The sequence below is a fragment of the Kaarinaea lacus genome, from assembly GCF_975902315.1.
On sequence record NZ_CDLKIE010000516.1, the window covers coordinates 1 to 10,069 of the forward strand.

At 47.5% G+C, this 10,069-nt stretch carries 9 protein-coding genes; 7 read left to right on the top strand and 2 right to left on the bottom strand.

Annotated elements, in window-relative coordinates; genetic code table 11:
* Together ACWVCM_RS16050 and ACWVCM_RS16055 are read left to right on the top strand one after the other, a co-directional pair.
* A partial coding sequence (locus tag ACWVCM_RS16050; RefSeq protein WP_455202780.1) for a hypothetical protein occupies window positions 1-195 on the top strand: 195 nt, incomplete at its 5' end.
* A 143-nt stretch (window positions 196-338) separates the two neighbouring features.
* Complete coding sequence (locus ACWVCM_RS16055; RefSeq protein ID WP_455202781.1) at window positions 339-911, top strand: response regulator; 573 nt, start codon at window positions 339-341, stop codon at window positions 909-911.
* Between the two features lie 183 nt (window positions 912-1,094).
* Here ACWVCM_RS16055 and ACWVCM_RS16060 read toward each other — a convergent pair whose 3' ends face one another.
* Together ACWVCM_RS16060 and ACWVCM_RS16065 are read right to left on the bottom strand one after the other, a co-directional pair.
* Entirely contained in the window at window positions 1,095-1,916 is an 822-nt protein-coding gene (locus tag ACWVCM_RS16060) for a class I SAM-dependent methyltransferase (RefSeq protein WP_455202782.1), read from the bottom strand.
* Between the two features lies 1 nt (window position 1,917).
* Window positions 1,918-2,775, bottom strand: a complete 858-nt coding sequence (locus ACWVCM_RS16065; RefSeq protein WP_455202783.1) for a hypothetical protein — start codon at window positions 2,773-2,775, stop codon at window positions 1,918-1,920.
* 278 nt (window positions 2,776-3,053) lie between these two features.
* Between ACWVCM_RS16065 and ACWVCM_RS16070 the strand changes: the two genes are divergently transcribed.
* From ACWVCM_RS16070 to tsaB, 5 genes are all read left to right on the top strand, one after another.
* The gene (locus ACWVCM_RS16070; protein ID WP_455202784.1) at window positions 3,054-4,253 is read left to right on the top strand and encodes a PQQ-dependent sugar dehydrogenase; all 1,200 of its coding nucleotides are present in this window, start codon (window positions 3,054-3,056) and stop codon (window positions 4,251-4,253) included.
* 231 nt (window positions 4,254-4,484) lie between these two features.
* Window positions 4,485-6,803, top strand: coding sequence for a penicillin-binding protein 1B (gene mrcB, locus ACWVCM_RS16075; protein ID WP_455202785.1), 2,319 nt, complete (start codon window positions 4,485-4,487; stop codon window positions 6,801-6,803).
* A gap of 23 nt (window positions 6,804-6,826) precedes the next feature.
* Window positions 6,827-7,384 carry a tetratricopeptide repeat protein gene (locus tag ACWVCM_RS16080; RefSeq protein WP_455202786.1) on the top strand — a complete coding sequence of 186 codons (558 nt, stop codon included), beginning with the start codon at window positions 6,827-6,829 and terminating at the stop codon, window positions 7,382-7,384.
* A 120-nt stretch (window positions 7,385-7,504) separates the two neighbouring features.
* Window positions 7,505-9,466 (top strand): ATP-dependent DNA helicase, encoded by a 1,962-nt coding sequence (locus ACWVCM_RS16085; protein ID WP_455202787.1) that lies wholly within the window; start codon window positions 7,505-7,507, stop codon window positions 9,464-9,466.
* 9 nt (window positions 9,467-9,475) lie between these two features.
* On the top strand, window positions 9,476-10,069 hold a 594-nt coding region (tsaB, locus tag ACWVCM_RS16090), incomplete at its 3' end, for a tRNA (adenosine(37)-N6)-threonylcarbamoyltransferase complex dimerization subunit type 1 TsaB (RefSeq protein WP_455202788.1).

Below are 10,069 nucleotides of genomic sequence, written 5' to 3' on the forward strand. Positions count from 1 at the left end.
GCATGGCGAGTGGTAACGGAGGATGGTAAGGAGCTGGGAACCAGAACCCTTTACCATCCACATGTCGATGAACAACCGTTCACCCGAAGCCTGGGTGACGTGAAAATTCCTGCCGATGCCAGCGTTGTATACATTGAAGCGCACGACAAGGTGCATGGCTGGAGTAAGCAGCGGTACAAAGTAAAAATTCGTTAGTAAAAAGTAATGTAGTAGTAGTGCTATAGAGTACAAAGCAAATATTAAGATATAAAAATTGTCCAGGCAATGGACGTGTGCAATGGGGAAAACAGGGTAAGTAAAATTAATATTAACTAAGCAAACAATGAAGGTTGATTAGTATGAACACAAAAGCATATTTAGCTCCAAATGAAGTTGCAGATCTATTGATGGTATCCCCAGTCACTGTTCGGCAGTGGGCTCAAAAAGGCATGCTGGATGCAATGTTGACAGCGGGCGGTCATCGTCGTTTTACCATGGAAGAAGTGGAACGCTTCGCAAAAGAACGCGGGCTGACCCTGTTTCGTCCGGAAAACGAAAAAATTCGTATTCTAATCGTAGATGATAACGATGAGTTTGTTTCAACTTTGCGAGACGTTATCAAAAACATCGATGACGAAATAGAACTCGAAACAGCAAAAAATGGTTTTGCGGCAGGTAGTAAAATTCATAGCTTTAATCCCGATGTTATTTTACTGGATATTCGTATGCCAGGTATTGATGGTATTGAAGTTTGCCGTTTTATTAAAGAAACACCAGCAACTCGCTCTATCCGTGTGATTGGTATGACGGGATTCCCCGGTAATGGTACCGTCGAAGCGGTTGTGGATGCAGGGGCTGAAAAATGCTTGACCAAACCATTTGGTGCAAGCGAATTGATGGACGCTTTAAACCTGACTGTTGAAGCGGCCTGATAACCAGTAAACGGAGATTCCTCCATACACTGTAACACTTAACAAACTGTGCAGTACCCGGTTCCCAATGGGCTGCACAGTTTGTTCTATTTTCTACCTCACTCAATTTAATATTTACTGTCCATCCACTAATTGGCAGGCAACATTCTCGTTGTCACCAGTAGAGCCTGTATTAGTGCTCGATCAGGGTTTTGCCGCTGGTTTGGGTAAGTCTTGAATGTGCGTTAAGTAAACATCAAAGCGGGTATTTTTGGATTCGACGCAGTGGCTCGGTGGGTTTGAACCAATGGGTGGTGCTGCTTTGGGCCTTTTAACGACCACTCTTTGTCTGGCGATGCGCAGTGCTGTGTCGAGTAATGCTGCGACATCGAGATCATCACCGACCAGCTTGCGTAGTATGCGCATTTCCTTTTTCACCAGAGCACTTTTACTCCGGTGTGGGTACATGGGATCCAGGTATACGATATCGATAGCTTGCTTCGCATTAAGCAGCCATTCACGGCTTTCTGAATAGCTTAAATCCAGTGTGCGGGAGCCAGTTATCGTATTTATCTCAGCGCGGGCCAGGCGTCTTAATCCGTCTTCCAGTAATGCATGAATTATCGGATTTCGTTCTATCATGTGTACACGACAACCCAGCGTGGCCAGGATAAACGCATCACGACCCAGGCCTGCGGTCGCGTCGACTACAAAAGGAGAAATAGCTTTTTTCAAACCTAATGCGCGCGCAATGGGCTGCTGGCGACCACCCCCAAATTTTTGCCGGTATAACAGGCGCTGGTTTTGAAAGTCAACGACGATGGGCGAAAGTTTTTCGGTAGGGAAGCGCAGTTCCAGTTGATATTCACAGGCTGTATGGTTGGCGATAGTCAGTAAATAGGGCAGGGACGCAGCATCCTCGCATGATTCAAGCAGTGGCACCTGCAATCGATCTGCGAGTGACAATGCAATGTCACGATGTGTATTGTCGGTAGTGCAAATCGATATGGGTGGTAATGAGTGCACGCTAGATATTCATGCCGCGAGATCGAAGTTGTTGTTTGGCTTCTAATGCCAGTAGCGCCATCTGTAAATCCTGTTCCCAGTCATAAGGCGATTCTGTCTTAATCACTTCAATTTTTTTGACGGTTGTATCCCTGGCGGCGTAAACCCGGGTTATTCGTGTCTCTTCGATGCTGGGGGTCATGTCAGGCCAGATTTCATGAAGCAGGTTTAACGGACGATGAAAACTCCAGGAATCAATCAAAATATAATCTTTGTCCAGTGTATCGAACATGTCATCGGTACCTGTTTGCCGCTGGTTGTTGCTTTCGTCCCTGTGTTCGGTATAGACATAGGCAATAAGCCTGGGGTTTAGCGGAAGTAATTCTATCGTTGGATTCACTTGCGGTGGCATCCAGGATGCGAGGATGAGATCGCAGGATTCACTGATGTTGTTACGATCGGCGAATCGATAACAATCCTTGTCGAAAAATGATTTGATCTGGTTGTCTTTTTCGACATTGCCTTTAATGCCGGTTACCGAGAGTCCTTCCCGGGCCAGTAAACTTCCGATGAAGCCATTACCGGGATACCAGTCGTAGACCACCGGATTGTCAGATATCTGTTTTGCGTAAGCGAAGAGTTTCTGCATTTCTTCCCGTAATGGGTAGTATGCCGCGATGGTCGGACCATAGAGCTTAGGATCCCGATCAGGATTGCTGAATATCAGGTTATGCAAAGGTAATCCTTTTATTCGGGCTGAGAACGCCAGGTTTTCATTCCAGGCAGGATGATCTTTTTCCTGAAACGCTATAATACGATTGAACATGTCGTTGGTGAATTGCTCCATGTTCTTTAAGGGTGCAAATTTATCCGCTAGCATAAAAAGAAACTCACTTTATAAGGGTTGGTTTTTGTGCAATTTTCCATTAAAAAGCTGCTTGTCTTAAGGGTCGACCAGTTTAGTCGTCGGTTACTTTTTACGCAACTTTATTATGCGATGCTCAATGCTAATATCCACAAGGATCTAACAATTACTAACGCTATCCGAGACTGTGTTAGTATGGCGCAGGCCGTTAAACCGGTGAACAGTCATTTTTCCGTGAAATAAAGCAGCACTATCATGACACTTATGCAATGCAGCTCTATGAAGAGTACCTCGTGAAGAACGCCATGAATCCCTGTCGCGTGTTCGTATTGGTTATTATTATCGCCGGCACATTTCTGTCCAGCTGTGCTGATAAAAATAAAGCAACTTCAAAGCATGCTGGCGTTGCGCCAAGTGCTGTGTCCGCTCCTGCGGTTAAATTGCAACGTATGTTTAAAGACCTGCCTTTGAATGCCATCGTATTTATGGTACAGGCGCCGGGTGATGACCAATATTGGTATGTAGTGGAAAAAGCTGGCCGAGTGTTACGTGTCGAAAATAAACCTGATGCATCACAAGCCAGTGTCTTTATCGATATAACTGATCGTGTTGACGCCAGCCCTAATGAAGCAGGCCTGTTGGGCATGGCATTTCATCCTCGGTATCAAACTAATGGTTATGTGTATTTATCTTACACCGGGGATGATGGTGGCCTGGTATCCTATATAAGTCGATTTAAAGCTCAGGATAAGGGTAAGTCGTTATCCCCTCAATCGGAAAAGCACCTGCTTAAAGTTGAACAACCTTATTCTAATCACAATGGCGGCAACATTTTATTTGGCAAGGATGGTTACCTGTATATTGGGCTGGGTGATGGAGGTTGGGGTGGTGACCCTAAAGATCATGGACAAAATACGCAAACGCTGTTGGGTTCAATGTTAAGAATTGATGTCGACAACGGGGAGCCCTATGGTATACCGCCTTCTAATCCATTTGTGAATAACAGGCAGGGAAGACCGGAAATTTACCTGTGGGGACTAAGAAATCCCTGGCGTTGGTCATTTGATCGTGAAACAGACCAGTTATGGGTGGCTGATGTTGGACAAAACAGTTGGGAGGAAGTCAACGTAGTAACAAAGCCGGGAAATTTAGGATGGAATGGAAAAGAAGGCACGCATTGCTATAAGTCAGCACGCTGCGAAGATTCTTCCTATATTGATCCTGTGATTGAATATGATCACGATGAAGGTTGCTCCATAACGGGTGGCTACGTATATCGTGGAAGCAGCATTTCAAATCTGCAGGGTATATATATGTATGGCGACTATTGTTCAGGATCGGTCTGGGGTGCCAAAGACCAGGGCGCTGGCAACTATCAATCGTTCAAGTTACTTGATACTGGTTTGAATATTGCTTCCTTTGCTGAAGGCAACGATGGCGAAGTTTACCTGATACACTTACAGGGTGAGATTTACAAAATTGTTGCGAAATAGGCGCTTATGAATTACGAGCTGCTAAATTCCGGGAGCCCGGTATGATGTTTGAAGGCACGGCTAGAAAGTGTCGACCAGTTCAAGAAAATAGTATTGCTTTCAGTGTACCCGGTAGCTCAACTCCGGTTAAGCTGGTGCGACCCATCAATATTGATTAATATGACATAACGACTAGTTGAATAATGAAGTATCCTGAAGTAATTCTTAACAATCCTTTCATATATCCCTTTTATGGCAAGACGCTCGCGACGTAGCAAAAGAACATCAGGGAAAATATTTACCTGGGCACGAATGCGCTGGGTGGTATTGGCGGGTGCAATATTTACTGTCCTGTTTGGTGTATATGTCTTTTATCTTGATTTCAGTATCAGGACCCAGTTCGAAGGTAAGCGCTGGTCAATCCCGGCCCGGGTTTATGCCCGCCCCCTGGAACTTTATCCTGGTGCGCCTTTAACCGCCGATCAATTCGAGAATGAATTGCTGGTGCTGGCTTACAATAAAACCAACATACCGTCGCGCCCCGGCAGTTATTGGCGCAATGGTAATAATTTTAACGTGGTTACCCGCGACTTCATTTTCTGGGATAGTCCCGAACTGTCAGTTCCATTACGCGTTGAGTTTCGTCATCGCCAGGTGTTGAGAGTGGATCACGATAAAACCGGCGATGCGGTGCCTTTGGTGAGATTTGATCCCGCTGTGATCGGTCGTATTTATCCCTCGCATACGGAAGATCGGGTGCTGGTGCAACTCGATGAAGTGCCCCCATTATTAACCAAGGCTTTGATGCTGGTTGAAGACCGTAACTTCTATACGCACGGGGGCGTTTCGGTCCGCTCGATCTTGCGGGCATTCTTAGCCAATATTCGAGCCGGTGGTACTGTTCAAGGTGGTAGCACCTTGACGCAGCAACTGGTTAAAAACTTTTTTCTTTCCAATGAGCGAACCATTACGCGCAAGATTAATGAAGCCATTATGGCCTTGTTGCTTGAACATCATTATGAAAAAGACGAAATACTGGAAGCTTACCTGAATGAAATATACCTGGGACAGGACGGTCGGCGCGCCATCCACGGTTTCGGTCTGGCAAGCCGGTTCTATTTCGACAAACCTGTCAATAACCTGAAGCTGGAGGAGATTGCCCTGTTAGTCGCCATGGTAAAGGGTGCTTCATTTTATAATCCGCGCCGTTTTGTCAAGCGGGCCATGGATCGACGTAACCTGGTGATTGATTTACTGGAGAACGAAGGGGAGATTTCCAAACACGAGGCATTGTCTGCTAAAGCAAAAGGGCTAGGCGTTACCAAGCGCGCTAAAAGTGGTGTTACCTCTTATCCCGCTTTTATGGATTTAGTGAGGCGGCAATTAAAACGGGATTACCGTGAAGACGACCTGAATTCAGAAGGGCTGCAGATATTTACTACTTTTGATCCGCTGATACAAACAGAAAGCGAAAAGGCGTTTACCAGGCGGTTAAACCAGCTAGGTAAATCGCGGGACACTGACATAGCCGAGTTGCAGGCGGCATCTGTAGTGATAGGTATAGAGACGGGGGAAGTGCTGTCAATGGTGGGCGGGAGGAATCCTCGCTTTGCCGGATTTAATCGCGCGCTGGATGCGGTGCGTCCCATTGGTTCTTTGGTAAAACCCAGTGTCTACCTCACAGCCCTGTCTAATCCGGAACAATATACTCTGGCGACCTTGCTTGATGATGGCCCAATAACACTTGAACTTGAAAATGGTGATCAGTGGGAACCGCAAAATTTTGATAAAAAAAGCCATGGCATGGTGCCGTTGGTAATGGCCCTGGCAAATTCCTATAATTTGTCGACAGCACGCCTGGGTATGGAAGTGGGATTACCGCAAATCATTGAGACATTGAAACGGCTTGGCGTAGAACGGAACATAAAACCTTATCCATCATTGTTACTGGGAGCGCTGGCGTTATCTCCCTGGGAAGTGGCGCAGGTCTACCATACCCTGGCCTCAGGTGGTTTTCGAACGCCCTTGCGTGCAATTCGCGAAGTGCTCACTGCGAAAGGCGAACCCTTGCAGCGCTATCCGTTATCGATACAGCAAGTTTATGATGCAACGCCAATTTACCTGGTTAACCATGCCATGCGTGTCGCCGCTCGCTACGGGACTGGTCGCGGTATGTATCGAACATTGCCGGAAGATTTGGTCGTCGCCAGCAAAACCGGGACCAGTAATGATCTGCGGGACAGCTGGTTTGCCGGATTTTCTGGTGACAAACTGGGAATCGTTTGGGTCGGTATGGATAACAATGAAACAACGGGATTAACCGGATCTTCCGGTGCATTGCGCATCTGGGTTGATATCTTCAAGCAAATTAGCCTGGTCTCCGGCTTGGAGATGCAACCCCCTAATATCGAAATGGTCAAAATTGATGCTAAGACAGGCCTTCGGAGTGGGTTTGGTTGTGAAGAAACGATAGAATTACCCTTTATTATTGGCTCGGCACCTACAGAATCCTCACCGTGCTCCGATGAGAAAGGAGGAAAAGGATTTAGGTGGTTGCGAGAGTTGTTCTAATACACTGGATGATGAGATACGTGATGGTAATCCCTCAATTTGAAAAATCGTGGTTGTGGTTAATGGCAGCTGGAATGCTGGTGTTGACGGGATGTGCCAGCACTCCCGATATGACGCCACTACCCACGCCTGATATTACCAGCAGCGCGGAAATAGACGATTCCGTGCGTCGTCCCACGCCGGTGTATGAATTTCCCGAAGCTCAGTCCGGTGATGAAACCATGAGCGGTGATGATGAGTCGCAACGCAGGGAGCCACTGGAACGCCCGCCTACTTACTCCAACGAATCAACGTCCACCAGTCGCACGGTACTTGCGTTGCTTGATCAAGCGTCAAAACAGGAGCAAATGGGTAGCCCGGAAAAAGCCGCGGCGACGCTGGAGCGCGCGCTTCGCATTGAGCCCAGGAATGCCCGTTTATGGCACCGACTTGCAGTGATTCGTTTTCAGCAAGGTCAATATTCTCTGGCCGAAAGCCTGGCGGCAAAATCCAGTACTCTGGCGCAGGGCGATTGGCATTTAAAAGAGCAAAACGCGGAGTTAATTCAGCAAGTCCGACAACGGCGCCCTTATATCCGTTGAGCCTGTCCATCGACAGGGCTACAATAGCCCATCAAATCCCATTAAAAAAATAGAAGGGGCGGTAGACCGATCTTTTATTCCGGCTCCAGTTGCCGGATTAATCATGTTACTCGATGCTATATGCAATCCATTTCTGAATTATTAGGTAAAAACGGCCCACTAGAACAAACCATCGATGGATTTGCGCCACGGATACAACAGCAACAAATGGCGCAGGAAATTGCTGAAGCACTGAATTTTGCTGAAGTGCTTATTGCTGAAGCCGGCACCGGCACAGGCAAAACAGTGGCTTATCTGGTTCCCGCTCTATTAAGCGGTAAAAAAATCATCATATCCACCGGCACTAAAAATCTTCAGGATCAGCTCTTCTTTCGTGATTTACCACAGGTACGGCGCGCGTTAGGTATTCCTGTTTCCACAGCCCTGTTAAAAGGGCGGGCGAACTACGCATGCTTGTACCGGATTGAAAACAAGCTCAAGGATGGTCGATACAGCTTGCAGCAACTCGAGCAACTTCGCGCTGTTGAATCCTGGTTGCAAACGACCAGTTCAGGAGATATCTCCGAGTGTGATGCAGTGGCAGAAGATGCATTCATCTGGTCCCAGGCTACGTCGACTCCCGACAACTGTTTAGGTATGGAATGCCCTGACGTAAAAGAATGCTACGTGCTAAAAGCGCGACAGCAGGCTCAACAAGCTGACATACTGGTTATCAATCATCACTTATTTTTCGCAGACCTCGCTTTGCGGGATGAAGGCTTTGGAGAAATTCTGCCTGGAGCCGAAGGGTTTATTTTTGATGAAGCTCATCAATTGGCGGATGTGGCAACCCAGTTTTTTGGCTTGTCGTTAAGCAGCCGGCAGTTACTCGATATCGCCAAAGATGCGCTAAACGAAGTACTGCAGGAAGCGGCGGATGAAGGCACGATTCAGGATAAAACCGACCGCCTGGAGAAAGTTACCAGGGATTTTCGCCTGTTGCTGGGCGACACTGAACGACGTGCTCCCTGGAGTAAGCTGGAGAATAATGAAGATATCCTGGATGCGTTGCATGATATACGCACCAGTTTGCATGCGCTGGAGAGATTATTAAAACATCATCTTGCGCGCAGTGCCGGCATTGAAAAATGCTGGCAACGGGTGCGGCAGCAAATGATGCGAGTGGATTATTTTTTAGATGATATTGGTGTCGAAGCTGAAGATGAAGGTTTAGCGCTGGATGCTAACCAGTACATCCGTTGGTATGAGACCAGGCAACGTGGTTTTGTGTTGCACATGAGTCCCACCAGCATATCCGAAACCTTTCATGATCATATCAGCAATCATGATGCCGCCTGGATTTTTACATCGGCGACGCTTGCGGTAGGCAAGAGCTTCAATTACTTTGCTTCGAACCTGGGAATCGAATCGGCACACACGAAGCAATGGGATAGTCCGTTCGATTACCATACGCAAAGCCTGCTTTATTTACCGACCGGTTTACCGGAACCTAATACACGACAATATACCGGCGCAGTCGTCAATGCGGCAATTCCCGTGATTAATGCCTGCGAAGGCAGGACATTTATCCTGGTAACCAGTTATCGTGCGCTGAACGAAGTGGCAAAGCAACTGGGCCAGTCAATAGATTTCCCCTTATTGGTCCAGGGTACACAACCGCGAACTGAATTGTTAAACCAGTTTCGCAGTCTGGGTAACGCGGTCCTGGTGGGAACCAGCAGTTTTTGGGAAGGCGTGGATGTGAAGGGTAGTGCGCTTTCCTGTGTTATTATTGACAAGTTACCTTTTGCGTCACCGGATGAACCCCTGTTACAGGCGCGTATTCAATCTATGCGTGAACAGGGGCAAAACCCGTTTTTTGACTACCAGATTCCGGAAGCGGTTATCGCCCTGAAACAGGGAGTAGGCCGTTTAATTCGGGACGTCGACGATCGTGGTGTATTGATGTTGTGTGATCCGCGCTTGAAATCCAAGCCATACGGAAAAATCTTCCTGAAAAATCTGCCGGACATGGATATGACCAGCGATGTTTCCCATGTGGAGCAGTTTTTTTCCGAGATGAAGCTTGTAGAGCTTTCCTGACGAAACATTATGAAACTACTCGCCATTGAAACTGCGACTGAAGCCTGCTCCGCGGCATTATATATTGATGGGGAAATTGAGCAGCGTTACCAGGTCGCGCCGCGCGAACATGGTAGTCTCATCCTGGGAATGGTCGATGAGCTAATGGCAAATGCGCAAATTTCAGTGAATCAGCTGGATGCAGTGGCGTTTGGTCGTGGCCCGGGATCGTTCATCGGCGTGCGAATTGCGGCGGGTGTAACGCAGGGTATTGCATTTGGTGGAGACCTGCCCGTCGTACCCGTATCGACGCTGGCCACTATTGCACAGGGAACGGATCATAGTCATTTATTGGTGGCTATTGATGCCCGTATGAGTGAAGTGTATTGGGGACAATTCAGGCGTGCTCCAGAATCAACAGTAGTGGTCGAGTGTGCGCCGGAAGCTATAATTTTTCCAGCCGACGTTACCGTGGCTGATCTGGCGCAGAACTGGGTGGGTATCGGTACCGGTTGGGAAACCTATCGCGAGCCGTTACAACAACGGCTGCCATTTGTACAATTCATTGACGACCGTCATTACCCGATGGCAAAGTACACAGCTATACTGGCCGTAGAGTCGTAC

Coding starts and splice junctions, on each gene's coding strand:
- ACWVCM_RS16065 (WP_455202783.1), bottom strand. CDS start 2,775: ATGCTAGCGGATAAATTTGCACCCTTAAAGAACATGGAGCAATTCACC.
- ACWVCM_RS16085 (WP_455202787.1), top strand. CDS start 7,505: ATGCAATCCATTTCTGAATTATTAGGTAAAAACGGCCCACTAGAACAA.
- ACWVCM_RS16080 (WP_455202786.1), top strand. CDS start 6,827: ATGGTAATCCCTCAATTTGAAAAATCGTGGTTGTGGTTAATGGCAGCT.
- ACWVCM_RS16055 (WP_455202781.1), top strand. CDS start 339: ATGAACACAAAAGCATATTTAGCTCCAAATGAAGTTGCAGATCTATTG.
- mrcB (WP_455202785.1), top strand. CDS start 4,485: ATGGCAAGACGCTCGCGACGTAGCAAAAGAACATCAGGGAAAATATTT.